The organism is Streptomyces sp. NPDC026062, from assembly GCF_055568375.1.
This window is the reverse complement of sequence record NZ_JBVHOQ010000001.1, coordinates 115,726-134,921: the sequence shown is the minus strand read 5'-3', so window position 1 is coordinate 134,921 and position 19,196 is coordinate 115,726. Positions and strand designations below refer to the sequence as shown.

The 19,196-nt window shown below is 68.5% G+C and carries 17 protein-coding genes; 10 read left to right on the top strand and 7 right to left on the bottom strand.

The annotated features are described in order from the left end of the window. Positions 1–51: 51 nt before the first annotated feature. Together ACZ4LX_RS00615 and ACZ4LX_RS00610 are read right to left on the bottom strand one after the other, a co-directional pair. On the bottom strand, positions 52–2,124 hold the full coding sequence (locus tag ACZ4LX_RS00615; protein ID WP_467636152.1) for an MDR family MFS transporter: 2,073 nt from the start codon (positions 2,122–2,124) through the stop codon (positions 52–54). A gap of 55 nt (positions 2,125–2,179) precedes the next feature. Further along, a complete protein-coding gene (locus ACZ4LX_RS00610) occupies positions 2,180–3,007 on the bottom strand; it encodes an ATP-grasp domain-containing protein (RefSeq protein WP_467636149.1) in 828 nt (275 codons plus the stop codon). Positions 3,008–3,087: 80 nt separating this feature from the next. Here ACZ4LX_RS00610 and ACZ4LX_RS00605 point away from each other — a divergent pair, with 80 nt between their 5' ends. Then, positions 3,088–4,341: a cytochrome P450 gene (locus tag ACZ4LX_RS00605; protein WP_467636146.1), complete on the top strand. Its 1,254-nt coding sequence runs from the start codon at positions 3,088–3,090 to the stop codon at positions 4,339–4,341. A gap of 18 nt (positions 4,342–4,359) precedes the next feature. On the opposite strand, the gene ACZ4LX_RS00600 is transcribed toward ACZ4LX_RS00605, so the two are convergent. The 5 genes from ACZ4LX_RS00600 to ACZ4LX_RS00580 form a co-directional block, all read right to left on the bottom strand. Then, the gene (locus ACZ4LX_RS00600) at positions 4,360–4,881 is read right to left on the bottom strand and encodes a hypothetical protein (protein WP_467636141.1); all 522 of its coding nucleotides are present in this window, start codon (positions 4,879–4,881) and stop codon (positions 4,360–4,362) included. A 157-nt stretch (positions 4,882–5,038) separates the two neighbouring features. Further along, the gene (locus ACZ4LX_RS00595) at positions 5,039–6,253 is read right to left on the bottom strand and encodes an acyl-CoA dehydrogenase family protein (protein ID WP_467636138.1); all 1,215 of its coding nucleotides are present in this window, start codon (positions 6,251–6,253) and stop codon (positions 5,039–5,041) included. Between the two features lie 5 nt (positions 6,254–6,258). Next, positions 6,259–6,732, bottom strand: coding sequence for an SCP2 sterol-binding domain-containing protein (locus tag ACZ4LX_RS00590; RefSeq protein WP_467636134.1), 474 nt, complete (start codon positions 6,730–6,732; stop codon positions 6,259–6,261). Positions 6,733–6,856: 124 nt separating this feature from the next. After that, positions 6,857–7,120, bottom strand: a complete 264-nt coding sequence (locus ACZ4LX_RS00585; RefSeq protein ID WP_467636131.1) for a hypothetical protein — start codon at positions 7,118–7,120, stop codon at positions 6,857–6,859. Between the two features lie 219 nt (positions 7,121–7,339). Further along, positions 7,340–8,557, bottom strand: a complete 1,218-nt coding sequence (locus ACZ4LX_RS00580) for a PucR-like N-terminal domain-containing protein (protein WP_467636128.1) — start codon at positions 8,555–8,557, stop codon at positions 7,340–7,342. Positions 8,558–9,214: 657 nt separating this feature from the next. On the opposite strand from ACZ4LX_RS00580, the gene ACZ4LX_RS00575 reads away from it, so the two are divergent. From ACZ4LX_RS00575 to ACZ4LX_RS00535, 9 genes are all read left to right on the top strand, one after another. After that, on the top strand, positions 9,215–9,802 hold the full coding sequence (locus ACZ4LX_RS00575) for a hypothetical protein (RefSeq protein WP_467636125.1): 588 nt from the start codon (positions 9,215–9,217) through the stop codon (positions 9,800–9,802). A gap of 90 nt (positions 9,803–9,892) precedes the next feature. Then, a complete protein-coding gene (locus ACZ4LX_RS00570) occupies positions 9,893–11,419 on the top strand; it encodes a DUF6801 domain-containing protein (RefSeq protein WP_467636121.1) in 1,527 nt (508 codons plus the stop codon). Positions 11,420–11,511: 92 nt separating this feature from the next. Beyond that, entirely contained in the window at positions 11,512–12,462 is a 951-nt protein-coding gene (locus ACZ4LX_RS00565) for a hypothetical protein (protein WP_467636119.1), read from the top strand. Between the two features lie 710 nt (positions 12,463–13,172). Beyond that, entirely contained in the window at positions 13,173–14,168 is a 996-nt protein-coding gene (locus ACZ4LX_RS00560) for an ABC transporter ATP-binding protein (protein WP_467636116.1), read from the top strand. Then, positions 14,165–15,019, top strand: coding sequence for an MlaE family ABC transporter permease (locus ACZ4LX_RS00555; protein WP_467636113.1), 855 nt, complete (start codon positions 14,165–14,167; stop codon positions 15,017–15,019). Before ACZ4LX_RS00560 ends, ACZ4LX_RS00555 begins: the two co-directional genes overlap by 4 nt. A gap of 3 nt (positions 15,020–15,022) precedes the next feature. Further along, positions 15,023–15,826 carry an MlaE family ABC transporter permease gene (locus ACZ4LX_RS00550; protein ID WP_467636109.1) on the top strand — a complete coding sequence of 268 codons (804 nt, stop codon included), beginning with the start codon at positions 15,023–15,025 and terminating at the stop codon, positions 15,824–15,826. After that, a complete protein-coding gene (locus ACZ4LX_RS00545) occupies positions 15,826–17,151 on the top strand; it encodes an MCE family protein (RefSeq protein ID WP_467636104.1) in 1,326 nt (441 codons plus the stop codon). Before ACZ4LX_RS00550 ends, ACZ4LX_RS00545 begins: the two co-directional genes overlap by 1 nt. Then, entirely contained in the window at positions 17,148–18,179 is a 1,032-nt protein-coding gene (locus ACZ4LX_RS00540) for an MCE family protein (RefSeq protein WP_467636099.1), read from the top strand. Before ACZ4LX_RS00545 ends, ACZ4LX_RS00540 begins: the two co-directional genes overlap by 4 nt. After that, positions 18,176–19,195, top strand: a complete 1,020-nt coding sequence (locus ACZ4LX_RS00535) for an MCE family protein (RefSeq protein WP_467636094.1) — start codon at positions 18,176–18,178, stop codon at positions 19,193–19,195. The genes ACZ4LX_RS00540 and ACZ4LX_RS00535 overlap by 4 nt, the downstream gene beginning before the upstream one ends. Position 19,196: the final 1 nt, after the last annotated feature.

Below are 19,196 nucleotides of genomic sequence, written 5' to 3'. Positions count from 1 at the left end.
CTCCTTCCCGGCTGCCCGGACGGCCGGGAGGCGCCCGAACCCCGGACGGCGTCAGACCGGTGCCCCCGCAGGGGCCGCCGGGGAGAGCTCCTGGGTGAGGTCCTCCGCCAGCAGCCGCTTGGCGATCACATCGACTGCCGCGCGCAGCCGGGCGTCGTCCGCCTGCTCCCGCTGGTCGCCCAGCTGCTCATTGAGCCAGTGGGACCATGCTTCGTTGATGGTCCTGGCCTCGCGGCTGCCCGCCTCGGTGTGCGTGAGCAGATGGCCGTCCCCGGTGAGATAGCCCTCCTCGATCATCCGGTCGAAGACGGGCACCAGGACCTCCGGCGGAATCCGGTGCCGGGCCGCGATCAGCCGGAGCCCCGCATGGCCGACCATCCGGGTGAACAGCTCGACCTGCATCACCGCCCAGGCTCCCGCCATGTCGAGCCGGGTGTCGGACGAGGCCACGATCCGCCGGGCCGTGTCCGGGTCCACCCGCCGCAGGACCTTGGCCACCGAGAACTCCAGCAGCCGGGCCGAGTCCCCGGCGCTCGGCGACGCGAACCCCTCGCCCATGTCGGTCGAGCCCGCCCGTGCCGTGTCCCGCAGCTTCACCTCCTTCAGGAACAACGCCACGAGGAAGCCCAGCACGGCGACCGGCACGGTCCACAGGAACACCGTGTGCAGCGTGTCGGCGTAGGCCTGCGCCAGCGGCGCCTTCTGGGCGCCGGGCAGGGAGTGCAGCCCCTCCGGGCTCTGCGAGGCCTTCGCCAGCACCGCCGGATCACCGCCCGCCCGCACCGCCGCCGCGACCCCGTCCTGGAGGTTCGGGCCGAGCGAGTTGGCGTAGATCGTGCCGAACACCGCCGTACCGAAGGAACTGCCGAGCGTACGGAAGAACGTCACGCCCGAGGTCGCCGTACCCAGATCGGCGTAGTCGACGGTGTTCTGCACCGCGATGGTCAGCACCTGCATGCACAGCCCGATACCGAGACCGAGCACCAGCATGTACAGCGACTCCCGCCACACTCCGCTGTCCGGGCCCATCCGGGAGAGCAGGAACAGCCCGACCGCCATGACCAGCGAACCCACGATGGGGAAGATCCGGTACCGGCCGGTCTTGCTGACCACGTTGCCGCTGAAGATCGAGGCGGCCAGCAGACCGATGACCATCGGCAGCGTCCGCACCCCCGACAGTGTGGCGGAGTCACCGTCCACGTACTGCAGATAGGTCGGCAGATAGATCATCGCGCCGAGCATCGCGAAGCCCACGATGAAGCTGAGGATCGAGCAGACCGTGAAGACGGGATTGCCGAACAGCCGCATCGGCAGCATCGGCTCCTTCGCCCGGAACTCGACGAGGCAGAACGCGGCCAGGGCGAGCAGGCCGAGGACGAACAGGCCGATGATGACGGGCGAGCCCCAGGCGTACTCGTTGCCGCCCCAGCTCGTCGCCAGGATCAGGGAGCTCGCCCCGACCGTGACCATCGTGATGCCCAGGTAGTCGATGACCGGCCGCCCCGCCGCCTTCACCGACGGAATGGTGCGGGCCGCCGCGATGACCACCCCGATCGCGATCGGCACATTGACGTAGAACGCCCAGCGCCAGGTCAGGTGGTCGGTGAAGAGCCCGCCGAGGAGCGGTCCGACGACGGTCGAGACACCGAAGACGGCACCGATCGCACCCTGGTACTTGCCCCGGTCGCGCAGCGGGATCACATCGGCGATGAGCGCCATCGAGGTGACCATCAGACCGCCCGCGCCGATGCCCTGCAGACCGCGCCACACGATGAGCAGCGTCATGTTCGTCGCGAGACCGCAGAGGAACGAGCCGGTGATGAAGATGACCGCCGAGAGCTGGAAGACGATCTTCCGGCCGAACAGGTCGCCGAACTTGCCGACCAGGACCGTCGCCACCGTCTCCGCCAGGAGATACGCGGTCACCACCCACGACATATGGGCGGCGCCCCCGAGGTCCGAGACGATCGTGGGCAGCGCGGTCCCCACGATCGTCTGGTCCAGGGCCGCCAGCAGAATGCCCAGCACGATCGTCGCGAAGACGATGTTCCGGCGGCGCGGGTCGAGCAGGGGCGGTGCGCCGGCGGTTTGTGGGGCGGGGGCGGTCTCGCTGGCAGTCGTCACCTTTGCACCCTCACACCGCCCTCTGTCACCCGCATGCGGGGGACGGCCGGACGTGTCAGCCCATCAGGTCCTTGAGCGACGCTTTCATCCGGGTCACGAACGCTTCCCGCACCGGCTCGCCCACCCGGTCCAGCGAGAGATACGGATTGAGGTCCTCCAGTTCCACGAGCAGCAGCTCACCCTCGGCCGTCCGGCACGCGTCGACCCGCTGGATGCCGTGGTCGAGGCTGTTCCAGCCGATGAACGAGCGCGCGAACGCCAGATCCGCCCCACTCGCCTCGTACGGCTCCAGCACCCACCGCTGCTCGGGGTGCGGCGCGTTCAGCGCGTACTGGAAGTCGTGGTCGACGAAGTAGAAGGACACCTCGTAGCGGAAGTCGATCCGAGGCTGCACCAGCTGTGTACCGTCCGCCTCGGGCGGCAGTACGGGGGTACGTACGAACCGCAGCCCGACCGAGTCCGCGCCCAGCTTCGGCTTGACGACATACTCCCCGGCGTCGGGCAGCAGCCCCAGATCCGCCGTCCGGTCCACCGTCGGTATCACCGGGTAGCCGGCGCGGCTGAGATCGACGAGGTACTGCTTGCCCGCCATGTCACCCCGGCCGGTGAGCGGGTTGTACACCCGCGTGCCCAGCTCCCGCGCCCGCGCGCGGAACGCGTCGTACGCCTCCTGGTAGTGCAGCACCGGACCACTGTTGCGTACGACGACCGCGTCGAAGCCTTCCAGGAGCGCGGCGGCATCACGGGGGTGACAGAGCGCGATGTCGAAGTCCTCGCGCAGCCGCGACGTCAGATGGATGTCCTCGTCGCAGTAGCGGCGTCCGCGGGCCTCGTAGGCCAGGTCGGTGACGAAGAGGACGGACGGGCGTGGACCGGCGGGCATGGCTTTTCCCCAAGGGGTATCAGGGCGGACATTTCGTCAATAGCCTGGGCGGCGTTGCCCGTCGACGACCCTGGAGCGTCATGACATCCGCCCCACAAGAGTCACCCGTGCCGCAAGCGCCGCCCGTGCCCGACATTCTCTCTCCGGCCTTCGCCGCCGACCCCTACGGGGCCTACCGGATCATGCGCGAGCACCACCCGCTGATCCGGCACGAGGCCACGAACAGCTACCTCGTCTCCCGTTACGAGGACGTCGAGCGGGTCTTCAAGGACAAGGCCGGGGAGTTCACCACCGAGAACTACGACTGGCAGATCGAACCCGTCCACGGCAGGACGATTCTTCAGCTCGGCGGCCGTGAACACTCCGTGCGCAGGGCCCTGGTCGCCCCGGCCTTCCGGGGCGCCGAACTCCAGGAGAAGTTCCTCCCGGTCATCGAGCGCAACGCGCGCGAGCTGATCGACACCTTCCGGCACACCGGTGAGGCCGATCTCGTCGGCCAGTTCGCGACGCGCTTCCCCGTCCTCGTCATCGCCGACATGCTGGGGCTCGACAAGGCCGACCACGACCGCTTCCACGGCTGGTACACCAGCGTCATCGCCTTCCTCGGCAACCTCGCGGGCGACCCCGAGGTGGCGGCGGCCGGCGACCGGACGCGGCAGGAATTCGCCGAGTACATGGTCCCGGTCATCCAGGAGCGGCGGAAGGCACCCGGCGACGACCTGCTCTCCACGCTCTGCGCGGCCGAGATCGACGGTGTCCGGATGAGCGACGAGGACATCAAGGCGTTCTGTAGCCTGCTGCTCGCCGCGGGTGGCGAGACCACCGACAAGGCCATCGCCTCGATCTTCGCCAATCTGCTCACCCACCCCGAGCAGCTGGCCGCCGTACGGGAGGACCGCGACCTCATCGACCGGGCCTTCGCCGAGACGCTGCGCCTCACTCCGCCCGTGCACATGATCATGCGGCAGACCGCCGCGGATGTGGAGATCGGCGGCGGCCGGGTGCCCGCGGGCTCGACCGTCACCTGTCTGATCGGCTCGGCCAACCGGGACGCCGGCCGGTACCGCGACCCCGACCGCTTCGACCTCTTCCGCACGGATCTGACCAGTACCACGGCGTTCTCGGCCGCGGCCGACCATCTGGCGTTCGCCCTCGGCCGGCATTTCTGTGTCGGGGCGCTGCTGGCCAGGGCCGAGGTGCGGACCGGGGTGAACATGCTGCTCGACGCGATGCCCGACGTCCGGCCGGCGGACGGGTTCACCCTGTCCGAGCAAGGTGTCTTCACCCGGGGTCCGCAGTCGCTGCCGGTGCGGTTCACGCCTGTCGGCGGCTGATCCTGGCCGGCGGAGCGGTCAGTCGACGCGGGTGCAGACGTTGTCCGTGGATCCGTGGATCATGTGCAGCGTCCGGTACCCGTCGGCGCCGATGTCCAGCGTGTAGACGCCGTCGACCAGGTGCTCGCCGCGCGGCAGATTGCCGTTGTGCTCGCCGACACCGAGGAGTACCGGTCCGATGGCGTGCCAGCGCTGCGATCCGTCGGCGCGGAGGTCGACGATCGCACTGCCACCGGCATCGGCGTCGTAGGAGGCACCGGTGGCGGTGTTGGTGACCCGGATGACCAGATCGCCCCGGTACGCGACTTCCGACGGCGACCCGTCGGGACGGGTGGCGAGCACCTTCCGCACGACCTCGTCCACGATCGGTTCGCCGTGGATCGGGGCGTCGCAGCGGGTGCCTGCCGGCTGGTCGAAGGGGGCGGTCGGCGCGGGCTCCCAGCCGACGCCCGGGACGGCCGGTGCGGCGGCCGACGAGGGTGCCGCGGCCAGCAGCGCGGTGGTGAGTGCCAGGGCGGAGACAAGGGTGGTCCGGTGCATGGGTTCTCCCGGTGGCGGGGGCATGCGGAGGACGCCGCGGCCGGTGTGCCCCCGTACACCGGCCGTCCTCTCTCCGGACGAGCATGCTCCCGCCGGCGCGCACTGTCCCGGGGGCGCGCGAGGGCGGCGTCCGGACGGGTGCCCGTACCTGCCCGGCTCAGCGGATGTGGCGTCCCGAGACCGCGCGCGCGATGACCAGGCGCTGGATCTCACTGGTCCCCTCGAAGATCGTGTAGATCTTTGCGTCGCGGTACATCCGCTCGACCGGATGTTCACGGCTGTACCCGGCGCCGCCGAGGATCTGGACGGCCTTCTCTGTGGCGGACACCGCGAGTTCGCCCGCGCGCAGCTTGGACATGGAGCCCTGCCCCGCATCGAAGGTCCGGTCGTTGCGGGCCATCCAGGCGGCCTGCCAGATCAGCAGCCGCACGGCTTCGATCTCGGTGCGGATGTCGGCCAGTGCGAACGCGATCGACTGGTTCTCGATGATGGGCCGGCCGAACGCCTCGCGCCGGCCGGCGTACTCCAGCGCGTACTCGTACGCCGCGCGCGCGATGCCCAGTGCCTGGGCGCCGACGGTCGGGCGGCTGACCTCGAAGGTCGCCATGGCCGCCTGACCCTTGGCATTGCCGCCCTCATGGGCACGGGCGAGCCGGGTGTCCAGCTTCTCCTTTCCGCCGAGCAGGCAGTGTCCGGGAACCCGTACGTCGTCGAGGAAGATGTCCGCCGTGTGCGAGGCGCGCAGGCCCAGCTTCTTGATGGTGCGGCCGGCCTCCAGGCCCTTCGTCGCGGGCGGCACGATGAACGCGGCCTGTCCCCGGGCGCCGAGCGACGGGTCGACCGAGGCGACGACGACGTGGATCCCGGCGATCCCGCCGTTGGTGATCCACGCCTTCTGGCCGGAGAGCACCCATTCGTCCTTGGCCTCGTCGTAACGTGCCTTCGTCGCCATCGCCGAGACATCGGAGCCGGCCTGCGGTTCGGAGACGCAGAACGCCGCCACCTTCGGGTCGTCCTCGTCCCCGTAGCACTGGGGCACCCACTCGGCGAGCTGGTCGGGGGTGCCGGAGGCGAAGATTCCGGCGACGGCGAGGGAGGTACCGAAGAGGGCCATGCCGATTCCTGCGTCGCCCCAGAAGAGTTCCTCGTTGGCTATCTGGAGGGAGAGTCCCGACGGGTCGCCGTACATGTCGGCCAGGGACTCGAACCCGTACAGGCCGATCCGGGCCGCTTCCTGGATGACGGGCCAGGGCGTCTCCTCGCGGGCGTCCCATTCGGCGGCCGCCGGGCGTACCACCTGGGCGGCGAAGCCGTGCACCCAGTTGCGCAGGTCCTGCTGCTCCTCGGTGAGGGCGAGGGAGAAGTAGCTCATGGGCTTCAGGCCTTCGGGATGTCGAAGTAGCGGGTGAGGCCCGAGGCCAGGCCGACATCGCCGGCCACCTTCAGCTTGCGCATCATGAACATCGTCACGGGATTGCCGTTACCGGAGACGAGCTTCAGGAACTCCGCGTCGGCCATGACCAGCGTGGTGCGCGGCTCGGCGTCCGAGCGGCCCTCGCTGATGGCGCAGGCGCCATCGGCGATCGCGGTCTCGTAGACCGCGTCGGTGTCACCGGTGATCTTCCAGCGGATCAGCGCCTTGAGCTGTCCCGCCGCCTCCGGACGGAACTGCTGCTTCATCCGGCCGAAGACCTCGCCGAGGACGCGGGTGCGCAGTTCGCCGTGCATGACCTCGCCGAGCTGCTTGGCGGACAGGCCCTTGACGATCCGTGCGAACTCCTGCGGGGACACGGCCGCGAAGTCGAGTGCGGTCAGTTCGCCCGTGAGATTGCCGCTGCTGTTGTCGGCCACGCCAGTTCCTTACTCTGGAGTCAACTTACTTCCGAGTAAGGTAAGGGCCCCGCCGGCTCTTCGCAAGGCGGGGTGCGGTGTGTGGTTGTCAGGGGGATGCGGTTGTCGCCGGGCGACGCGGATGTCACCAGGAGCTGTCGGGGAGCACGGCCAGCCGGGGATGGTGGGCCGCCAGTACCTTGTTGGCGCGGGCCAGCTCGGAGAGGGCCTGTTCACGGTCGGCCTGGTCCTCGATGCCGAGCCTGGGCCCGCGGAACCGGCGGACCTCGCGGGCGGCGCACTCGGCGTCGAACTCCGCTTCCAGGATGTGCTGGGGGATGCAGGATCCGATCAGCGCGGCGACGCTGTCCGGGATCGGGACGGGGACGAGCAGGTGCGAGGCGGTCATGGGGGGTGCTCCCTCTCGAATGGTGGCCAGGAGGTCGGACGCCGCGTCCGCCGGTGGGCGGACGACTCCTCCATGTTTACGGGACGCGGTTCCGGGTTTCTCTCCGAGAACGTCTCCGTGTGGCAACCGTTTGGGAGTGACCGGGTATTTCCCTTTACTCGAAGGTAAGTTGACGAGTGGTGCGGACCGTGATCCGTCCGGATCTGTTCCATGCGTCCGTTACGGGGTGGTGGACTCCCTGCCGCGCTCGCGCAACTGGAGCGCCCGGAGCACGGCCTCGGTGGAGAATCTGCTCTCGGGGACGACCAGTTGCTCGCCGAAGATGGACTCCAGGTTGCGCATGCGGTAGCGCACCGTCTGGGGGTGCACATCCAGCAGTTCGCCCATGTGGGCGGCGGTGCCCCGGGTGTCGAGCCAGATGCGAAGCGTCTCGATCAGCCGTTCGCGCCGGTTGGTGCTGATGCCCGCTATGGGGGCGAGTTCCCGCTGGGCGAGCTGGTCGAGGAGAACCGGGTCGGAGAGCAGCCACAGGGTGATGAGGTGGTCCTGGCAGAGGATGAACGGCGCGTCGTCGATGACACCGGCGTCGACGAGTTCGAGGACCCTGCGCGCCCAGCGGATCGAGTCGGCGGCCAGTGCGGTGGGAACGGTCAGCCCGATCGCCGCATGGGTGCCGAGCAGGGCGTGGTCCAGCATGGTTCTTCGTGCGTCGTCGAGGGGGCCCGGGATGAGTAAATGCGGCTGGGGGGCGCTGAGGTCGACCAGGATGTCGCGGTCGGCGCTGACCCGGTCGAGCCCCGCGGGGGGACGCACCGCGACGAGGGTGACCTCCTCGGGGAGCGCCCATCCGGTCTGTTCGCACAGTTCGGCGATGGCGGAGCGGGGGACCGGGCGCCCGGCCAGGATCAGGTGCAGCAGGCGCCGGCGCATGGTCTCGGTCTGCTCACCGGCCTGGGCCTGCACTTCGAGGAATCCCTCGCGCGAGAGCGTTTCGAGTTCGTCGATGTAGGCGAAGAGGGCGTCGGCGAAGCTGAGCATCAGCGTGGGCGAGAAGTTGTAGCTCCGGCCGACCTTCTTCGCCCGCCTCAGCGCGACCCGGGCGCCGAGCCGGTACGCGCCCTGGAGCATGTCCATCGTGCGGCCCTCGTAGGCCTCGAAGCGCCCGAACCGGCGGCACATGTCGTCGCGCAGCGAGGTCGACGAGGACGGCTCGGTGATCAGGTCCACGAAGGAGGCGAGGCTCTGCTCCACACCGACCCGGATGGCCTGGCCGTTGGGGCCGCTGAGCAGCCGGGCGTACTCGGGATAGGCCCGGGTGACCTCGACGCCTATCTCCTTGATGAGGCTCGGGAGTTCGGGCCGCATGATGGCGGCGAACTCCTGGGGGAGCGGCCCCAGCGGGTCCCCCGTGTCCAATGGCGAAATGACTCTCGGCATGACATGTCCCCTCGCTCTCCGGCGCCCGGTGGGGGTGAGGCAGTGGGGAAAGCGCTCCCACGAACCGACAGGTGCGTACCAAGTTCGCGATGAAGATAGTCGAAGTCATCGGTTGTGCGCACTACTTGTGCAAGATCGAAGTGCAAGGGGCACACATCTCGGTCTCGTCGTGGTGCTCCGGTGCAGGTAGGGCGGGAGTGCTCACTTCCGGACAATATTTTCGGCCGCTCGCTCCGGTTGTGCGCAGAGATACGGGTGGGCCCGCCGCCGCTCACGACGGGAGGCGGTCCGGCGCTCACCGGCGCCGGCGGCACGCACCGCGCACCCCCGCAGCGTGGAAAGGTGCCGCCTCAATGGCCGGGCACGGAAATCTTGCGCACCAAGTGACAAGTGCATCCGTGCGGTTAGTCACCCGAATACGAGAATCGAACTCGCTACGAGCAATTTCGGCTGGCGGGATTGTGCTCCAAGTTTCCCGCAAGTAACGTCGCGGCCTGTCACAGATTGTATGTGGCCGAGAGTGTACGTCTCCCCTCGGAGAAGTGGTTCATAGCCGTGCTTCGTGCCCATTGGGCTGCCGTGGAGCACGTCCCCGCAAGCAGTGCCACCCGCATTGTCGAATCGGAGGAACTAACTGTGCGTAATACCCTCAAGAAGATGGCCGTGGCAACCGGCGTCGCTTCCGCGGCCCTGGTTCTCGGAGCCACCCAGGCCATGGCGTTCCCCGCCACCACGTGGACCGTCACGGGGAGCAGCTACACGGCCTCGTCGACGAACACGGTCCTGTCGGTGAGCGGCATCCCGCTCACCTGCCCGACCGCCGCCGCCAGCGGCACCGCCGCCAGCGCCACCGGCAACCCCGCCACGGTGGCACTCATCAACTCGGCCTCGTTCGGGACCACCGCCGCGCCGTGCACCAGCGCGCTCGGCCCGGTGAGCCCGATCGCCACCACCACACCGGCCTGGCAGATCGTTGCCGAGGACTACACCGGGGGTGTGACGACCGGCTACATCAAGGACATCCAGGCCAAGCTCACCGTGCTCACCTGTACCTTCACCGTCGACGGTGAAGTCAACGCGAAGTTCACCAACAGCAGCCATGTGCTGTCCGTCTCGAGCACCACCCGCAAGCTCACGGTCCGGACGGCCACCGCGGGCTGCACCGGGATCGTGAAGGTCGGCGACAATCCGACCTTCACCGGTGACTACACCGTCAGCGGAATCACGAGCATTGTCGGAACCTGACGGGTTATCGGGTAACCCATGGGTCGGCAGACCGCACGGCGGGACTCCCGGCGTGCGGTCTGCGGCCACGACGGAAGGGAATCACGAGGGATGATGATGCGCGGCGCGACGGGGTGGACCCGGGGGCGGACGGCAGCACGGGGCGGGGCCGTACTGGCCGCGGTCCTCATGGCCGGAATGATTCCGGGTGCTCAGGCCTCGGCCGGAGAACGCGACGTCCAGGTCGAGTTGAGCTACGGCTGCGACTTTCCCTCGGGTCCCAAGCCGGTCGCGGTCAAGGTGTCCGCGACCGTCCCCGACCGGGGCACGGCCGACCAGGCCGTTCAGCTCAGGAACGTGAGCACCGAGCTGACTCTGCCCGAGGAGGCGCTGCCCGACCTTCCCGAGGCCGGGGCCGCCGGCCTCGACGTGGAGACACAGCTGACCGTGGACGTGACTCAGGACGACCAGTCCGCCGTGACCCTGTGGGCCGGAACCACTGAGAAGCCGGTGAACCTCCCGGAATCCGGGGGGCTCGCCCTCACCGCCTCGGGCGACGTACCGACGGTGACCGCCGCGGTCTCCGGCGATCTCGTGTTCACCGCGGCGAAGCTGACCGCACGGATAGCCCCGCCTGCCGCGAACGGTGAGCAAGTGGACCCCGCGGACCCCGCGGCCATGGAGCTGACCTGCACCCCGACGGCGGACCAGGACCTGAACCTCGCCGTGGTGCGTATCGCGGGGGACGTCGAGTGGCCGACGCCCGAGCCGTCCGAGACCCCGGGCGGCAAGGCGCGCACCGAGGATGCGGACGCTTTCGCCCGGAACGACGCCGTGACGCCGAAGACGGGGGACGCGCCGGCCGTGTCGGAGACCCTGGGCGGCAAGGCACCGCACTGCGTCGGTGACGAGACGGACGACTTCAGCCTGAACGCCTATGTCACCGGCTACGCCAACGTCGCCAAGCTCAACAGCGCCACACTGTTCCCGCTCGCCTGCGCGCAGATCGAGCAGGGCCCGACCTCCATCAAGTTCCAGGACGGGCATGTGCACATCTTCCAGGACTCGACCGTGCAGCTGGAGTATCAGGGCAAGCCGCAACTTCCCCCCGCCACGGGGACGTTCCTGACCTTCGGATTCACGCCGACGACCGCGACCCTGGAGATGACCCAGATTCCCCCGGCCAACGGCCCGGACGGGAAGCCGGCGCCCAATATCCACTCCGACCTCACGATCCTCGGGCCCGGCAACAGCGAGGGGGTGACGACCGTCGATCTGCAGCTCCAGCTCCGTCTGTACAACGTGAAGGTCAACGGCGTCCCGCTGGACGTCGGTCCCAACTGCCGTACGAGCAAGCCCTTCGCGCTCCCCCTGCGGGGCGAGATGGTCCAGAAGGACTCCGTCCAGACCGGCTACACCCTGGTCACGGGCGGCGCTCTCAACGGTGAGGTCACCCTTCCGCCCTTCTCCGGGTGCGGTGTGGGCGAGGACCTCGACAATCTCTTCACCGCTTCCATCTCCGGAGTCCCCGGTGCCGTGAAGCAGGTCCAGGGGGCGCCCTGCGCCGCCGCGCAGCATGTCGAGACCCTGTGCACGAAGGACAGCCAGCCGGTCCAGATTCCCGAGCCGCAGCGCTGAGCCCGGCCTCGTCCGCCCTGCGTCGCACAGACGCACGACCATCCCATTCGTCCGGCCGCCACGCATTCGGCCCACCATGAATTGAGGGAGTAATGAGAGCTGTCCCGAAGAGATGGCGCAACGGTATGTTCGCCGCTGTCGCCGCCGCGGTGGTCGCGATCCCGCTGACCCCGCTGTCCGCCTCCGCCGCCTCCGCGAACCTGAACGGGGACTGGGCGCCCTTCTCACGCTGTCCCGTCGACGACCCCGCCATGCTCGCGGCGGACGGTCAGGACCTCGTCGCCTCCTGTGTCTCCTCGTACTCGCCCGGCGGTGAGTTCAAGCTGGGCACCACAGAGGCTGCCATCGGCGCCAACGACATGCAGTTCGGCGTCATCCAGGACACCGCGGCCGGCACCTTCAAGGTGGTCCCGCCCAAGGACGGGGCGCTGGTGGGGACGCCCACCGAGATCCCCGGCGGACTGCTCGGGCTCATGTGCCCCAGCAACGTCCCCGTCGTCAGCGCGGTCTGCGGACAGCTCAGCGACGCCAGCCTCAACAGGGTGACGGCGACGGTGGAGTCCGCGGGCGTGCCCACGGAGTTCGACCTGACGTCCGGTCTGGGTGTCGGCCGGCCCATCGTGAAGCTTCCGGTACGGGTCCACCTGGAGAACACACTCCTGGGCTCCAACTGCTACATCGGCAGCGCCTCCGAGCCGGTGATCCTGCGTCCGCAGAACACCACCGCGCCGGCCCTCGCCATCGAGCGCTTCGACGGTGACGGCACGCGCAACGCCACGGGCGGTGCCATGCTCAGGTTCGCACTCACCGGCAACACCCAGGCGGACACCACCTTCGCGGCGCCGAAGGCCACCGGCTGCGGGCTGGGCGGATCGCTCAGCTGGGCGGTGAACCTGAAGGAGGGGCTGCCGTCCCTGTCGGGCGACAACCACATCACGCTCAACAACGCCTCCACGTACAGCGGAGCGCTCACCGCCCCGGGCCTGGTCCTGCCCAACGCCGGCAAGAAGCTCGCCGAGTACTGGCACTCCGCGGTGAAGTAGCACCGGCCGGCCCGGCGGGGCACACGCGCGTATTTGTCACTCCCTGCGTGTCCCCGCCGTGCCCGCAACAGCCCGCCCCTGCCGGGAGATCTCCTGGTAGGGGCGGGCTTTGTCGTGCCCGGAGGTGTTCCGGAACCTCCTGGAATCCCTTCGGAAGGACTCACCTTCGTATAGGTTTCGCACGCCCAATACTCATGTGCGGACAAGAATTACGGTTCTGCGGGCGGCCACGCAAAAAGTTCCTGAACCGCTATTGCGAAGGCAGGTTACCGAGTCGTAGCGTCCCAGTTGAGCAGCGCGGAAACGCGTCCGTGACTGTTCGTCCGACCCACGTGGAGTCCAGGTCGCGCCCCTCTTGACCCGGAATCCGGACCGGGAATTCCCCAGCCCCGAACCCGTTGTCCCCGGAGCGGTGCTCCCGCTCCCGGGGTCCCGCGGCTCCGACCCTCGGGGGCCGAGGGGCCCCGATCCGCACACCGGAGACCTTGCGCAGATTCCGACAAAGCCCGCGAGCGGTTTTGTCACTCAGTGACAAGTGATCCACATCGAGAACCTGGTTCGCCGATCTCCGCTGTTCAACGGCTTGTCCTAGCGGTTTCGACGGACATAACGTGCGCCTCCTGGTGCATGTGTGACGAGCCGCCATTGGATTTCTCAGAGCCGGAGCGCTGACAGATGACTTCGTTCACCGATACGTCGAGGGAGGGCCGATGGGAATCGAAGTAGTTGTCGAAGGCCTGACGAAATCCTTCGGAAAGCAGAACATCTGGCAGGACGTCAGCCTCACCCTGCCGGCCGGTGAGGTGAGCGTGATGCTCGGTCCCTCCGGCACCGGGAAGACCGTCTTCCTCAAATCCATCATCGGACTGCTCAAGCCCGAACAGGGCCGTGTCCTCGTCAACGGCGTCGACATGGTGAACGGTGCCGAGCGGGACATCATGGAGGCACGCAAACTCTTCGGCCTGATGTTCCAGGACGGTGCCCTCTTCGGGTCGATGTCACTCTTCGACAACATCGCGTTCCCGCTCCGGGAGCACACCCGGAAGAAGGAGTCCGAGATCCGCCGCATCGTCATGGAGCGGATCGAGGTCGTGGGCCTGCTGGGCGCCGAGAACAAGCTGCCCGGCGAGATATCCGGGGGTATGCGCAAGCGGGCCGGCCTGGCCCGCGCGCTCGTCCTGGACCCGCAGATCATCCTCTGCGACGAGCCCGACTCCGGGCTCGACCCCGTCCGCACCGCGTACATCTCGCAGCTCCTGGTCGACCTGAACGCCCAGATCGACGCGACGATGCTCATCGTCACCCACAACCTCGACATCGCCTCCACCGTCCCGGACAACATGGGGATGCTGTTCTGCCGCAACCTCGTCACCTTCGGGCCCCGCGAGGTGCTGCTCACCAGCGATCTGCCCGTGGTCAACCAGTTCCTCGCCGGGCGCTGCGAAGGCCCCATCGGGATGTCCGAGGAGAAGGACGCCGCCACACTCGCCGCCGAGGAACTCAACGGCTACGGGCAGGGCATCAGTTCGGCCAACGCGCCGCGCACCGTCGTCCCGCAGCTGGAGCCCTCGCCGGGCCTCCCGGTGCGGCAGGGCGCCCTGCGCCGCCGGGAGCGCGTCATGTCGATGATGGGGCAGCTGCCGGAGGCGGCCCGTACCGCCATCCTCAACAGCTACAGCCCGGCTGCCGGCGGTGGACGCCGATGACGGCCCCCATGCCGCTCCTGCCCCCGGGGGAGCCGGCGGACCCGCCCCCGGATCCGCCAAAGACCCCCGAGGCCCCGCGCCCCAGCAAGGCACTCGCCCCGCTGCGCGAGACCGGCCGGCTCTTCGCGCTCGCCGGGACCGTGTGCCGGGAGACCTTCCGACGGCCCTTCCAGGTAAGGGAGTTCATCGAGCAGTTCTGGTTCGTCGCGAGCGTCACGATCCTGCCCGCCGCTCTCGTCTCCATCCCGTTCGGCGCGGTCATCGCCCTCCAGGTCGGCTCGCTCACCCAGCAGCTCGGCGCCCAGTCGTTCACCGGCGGCGCCAGCGTCCTCGCCGTCATCCAGCAGGCCAGCCCGATCATCGTGGCGCTGCTGGTCTCCGGAGCGGCCGGCTCGGCCATCTGCGCCGACCTCGGCTCGCGCAAGATCCGCGAGGAGCTCGACGCGATGGAGGTCATGGGCGTCTCGCCCGTGCAGCGCCTCGTCGTCCCGAGGGTCCTGGCCACCATGCTCGTCGCCGTCCTGCTGAACGGCCTGGTCTCCGTCGTCGGCACACTCGGCGGCTACTTCTTCAACGTGATCATGCAGGACGGCACCCCGGGCGCCTATCTCTCCAGCTTCTCCGCCCTGGCCCAGCTGCCGGACCTGTACGTCAGCGAGATCAAGGCGCTGATCTTCGGCTTCATCGCCGGCATCGTCGCCGCCTACCGGGGACTGAACCCGCGCGGCGGCCCGAAGGGTGTGGGTGACGCGGTCAACCAGTCCGTCGTCATCACCTTCATGCTGCTGTTCTTCGTGAACATGGTCCTCACGGCGATCTACCTCCAGATCGTCCCCGCGAAGGGGAGCTGACCCATGTCGATGCTCAGCTGGCTCGACCGATCAGGTGACCAACTCTCCTTCTACATAAGGGCCCTGGTCTGGATTCCCCGGACGCTGCGCCGCTACCTCAAGGAGGTGCAGCGGCTGCTCGCCGAGGTGGCCTTCGGCAGCGGCGGTCTCGGCGTCGTCGGCGGCACCATCGGCGTCATGATCGCGATGACCCTGGCCACCGGCACCGTCGTGGGACTCCAGGGGTACGCGGCCCTCAACCAGATCGGCACCGCGGCCTTCACCGGCTTCATCTCCGCGTACTTCAACACCCGGGAGATCGCCCCGCTCGTCGCGGGCCTCGCACTCTCCGCGACCGTCGGCGCGGGCTTCACCGCACAGCTCGGCGCCATGCGGATCAACGAGGAGATCGACGGCCTGGAGTCGATGGGCGTGCGCTCCATGCCCTACCTCGTCACCACCCGCATCATCGCCGGGGTCGTCGCCATCATCCCGCTGTACGCGATCGGGCTGCTCTCCTCGTACGTCGCCTCCCGCTATGTCACCGTCCTGTTCAACGGACAGTCCGCGGGTACGTACGACCACTACTTCAATCTCTTCCTCTCCCCGCAGGACGTGCTGCTCTCGGTGCTGAAAGTGCTGATCTTCAGCGTCATGGTGATCCTCGCGCACTGCTACTACGGCTACCACGCCAGCGGCGGACCCGCCGGGGTGGGCGTGGCCGTCGGCCGCTCGGTGCGCAACGCGATCGTGCTGATCAGCGTCACCGACTTCTTCCTCTCGCTCGCCATCTGGGGAGCCACGACGACCGTGAAGGTGGCCGGCTGATGTCATCCCGGACCACGAGAAGCGCCAAGGCGGCAAGGACCGCCGGCCGCAGAACCGCCGGAGTCGCCTTCTTCCTCGTACCCGCCGTACTCATCTGGGTGTCGGTCTCCGTGTACGAGAAGGACTTCGTCCACGACGCCACCGTCACCGTACGGACATCGAGCGTGGGCAACGAGATGCACGACAACGCCGACGTGAAGCTGCGCGGCGTCGTCATCGGCCAGGTCCGCGACATCGCGGCCGACGGCGAGGGCGCCCGCCTCACCCTGGCGATCAAGCCCGACAAGCTCGACCGCATCCCGGCCGACGTCACCGCGCAGATGCTGCCCACCACGCTGTTCGGCGAACGGTTCGTGGCTCTCGTGCCGCCCCCCGTACCGTCCGCGCGGACACTGCGGGCCGGGGCCGTCATCCCGCAGGACCGGTCGAGCAACGCCCTCGAACTCGAAGAGGTCCTCGACAACGTCCTGCCCCTGCTGACCGCGGTGAAGCCGGAGAAGCTCTCCGCCACCCTCAACGCGGTCTCCCAGGCACTTCAGGGGCGCGGCGAGAAGCTCGGCGACACCCTCGTCACACTCGACGCCCACCTGCGGAAGTTCAACCCGCAACTCCCGACGCTCAACGAGGACATCAAGCAACTCGTCAAGGTGAGCACGCTGTACGCGGATGCCGCCCCCGACGTCCTGGACGCGCTCACCGACTTCACCGTCACCAGCGGAACCGTCGCCGAGCAGCAGGCCGAACTCGCCGACCTGTACGGCTCCACCACCGCCTCCGCCCGGGACCTCACCGCGTTCCTGGAGAAGAACAAGGACAACCTCATCCGGCTCGGGACCTCGGGAAGGCCGACGCTGGAGACCCTCGCGAAGTACTCCTCGGAGTTCCCCTGCACACTGCGCACCATCGCCGGGTTCGTGCCGGCCATGGACAAGGCGCTCGGCAAGGGCACCGACCAGCCGGGGCTCCATGTCACGCTCAAGACGGTGCCCTCCAAGGGGAAGTACGTGGCGGGGAAGGACACCCCGGTCTACAACGCGACCGGCGGACCGCACTGCTACTCCATCCCCTATGTCGGCCAGACCGTGCCGACCGCCGACGCCCGGACCGCCGCCGACCGCGGTGCCACCGCGGACCCGCAGACGTCCACGCCCGAGGACGTCCCGGCGGCCGACGCGTCCCTCGGCATGCCCAACTCCCCGCAGGAGAGCCGGCTCGTGAACGAACTGGTCGCTCCCTCACTGAAAGTCCGGCCGCAGGCCCTGCCCGAGTGGAGCAGCGTGCTCATCGGCCCGGCCTTCCGCGGTGTGGAGGTGAAGCTCAAGTGAAGCGCCGCTCCCTCGCGGGACCCCTCGCGAAATCGATCGTCTTCATCCTGGTGACGGTGCTCGCCACCACGGTGCTCGGTCTCTCGATCGCCAACACCGGTGTCGGTGACACCCGTTCGTACCGCGCCAGGTTCACCGACGCGACCGGACTCATCGTCGGCGACAGCGTCCGGATCGCCGGTGTCAAGGTCGGGCAGGTCGAGTCCATCGAGGTGGCGGACCGGCGGCTCGCCGAGGTCCGCTTCAATGTGCAGAAGAGCCGGAAGCTTCCGGCGTCGGTGACCGCGTCCATCAAGTACCTCAACATGGTCGGCCAGCGCTACATCGACCTCGACCAGGGCGCGGGCCCCGTCGGCAAGAGCTTCACCGCCGGTGCCACCATCCCGCTCTCCCGTACCACTCCGGCCCTCGACCTCACCCAGCTCTTCAACGGCTTCCAGCCGCTCTTCGAGGGGCTCTCCCCGCCCGACGTCAACCAGCTGGCCGGCTCCATCGTCCAGGTGCTCCAGGGCGAGGGCGGCACCGTCGACAGCATCCTCCAGCACGTCGGCTCGCTGACCGGCACAGTCGCCGCCAAGGACAAGGTGATCGGCGAGGTGATCAAGAACCTCAACACGGTCCTGAAGACCGTCAACGACCGTGAGGCCGGCTTCAACGACCTGGTCGACACACTCCAGGCACTCGTCACCGGTTTCTCGGGCGACCGCAAGCCGCTCGGCGAGGCGGTCACCGCGATGGGCGCCCTCACCACGGTCACGGCCGACCTGTTCAACGACGGGCGCGCGCCGCTCAAGGAGGACATCAAACAGCTCGGCCGGCTCTCCGACCGGCTCGCCGACAACTCGCCGAAGATCGAGAGCTTCCTCGAGAAGACCCCGGCCAAGATGGCCGCGATCAGCCGCCTCACCTCGTACGGCTCATGGCTCAACCTGTACCTCTGTGAAGCCAAGGTCGGCGGAGTGACGACCAGCGACGGCAGCACACCGCCGACCGGCATCGAGATCACCCAGCCGAGGTGTCTGTCATGAGAATCAAGCCCGTACGCGACCGCAACCCCGTCGCCGTCAGCCTCGTCGGACTGCTCGTGCTCGCCCTCCTGGGATACGGGGCCTACCGCGCCGACTCCCTGCCCTTCATCGGCGACGGCACCACGTACAGCGCCGACTTCACCGAGTCCGCGGGGCTCGACGAGGGCGACGAGGTGCGGATCGCCGGAGTGAAGGTCGGCAAGGTCACCGGGGTCTCCCTCGAAGGGGCCAAGGTGAAGGTCACCTTCAAGGTCAAGGACGCCTGGATCGGCAACGCCAGCACCGTCGGCATCGCCATCAAGACGCTCCTCGGTGACAAGTACCTCGCCGTGGACCCGCTCGGTGAATCCCCGCAGAACCCGGACGAGCGCATCACCGCCGGCCGCACCACTTCGCCCTACGACGTCACCCAGGCCTTCAACGGGCTCGGCGAGACGATCGAGGAGATCGACACCGCGCAGCTCGCCAAGAGCTTCGAGACGATCTCCGCCACCTTCAAGGACTCGCCGCCGGATGTGAAGAGCGCGGCCAAGGGGCTCTCCGCCCTCTCCAGGACCGTCTCCGAGCGTGACGCCCAGCTCGCGACCCTCCTCAAGGGCAGCAAGCAGCTCACCAAGACCCTCGCCAACAAGAAGAGCAGCTTCGAGACCCTTCTCGAGGACGGCAACCTGCTCCTCGGCGAGATCCAGGCCCGCCGCGACTCCATCCACCTCCTGCTCACCGGCACCCGTGACCTCAGCATCCAGCTCACCGGTCTCGTCGCCGACAACGACAAGCAGCTGAAGCCCACGCTCAAGGCGCTGGGCCGGGTCACCGCGGTGCTGAACAAGAACCGAAAGAGCCTCGACAAGGTGCTCGCGCTCTCCGGCTCGTACAACAGGCTCGTCGGCAACACGCTCGGCAGCGGCCGCTGGTTCGACAACTACGTCTGCGGGGTCGTCCCGAGGAACTACCTGCCTGCAGGCACCACCCCGGCGACCGGATGCATGCCCCCCAAGCAGGAAGGCGGGAGCTGAG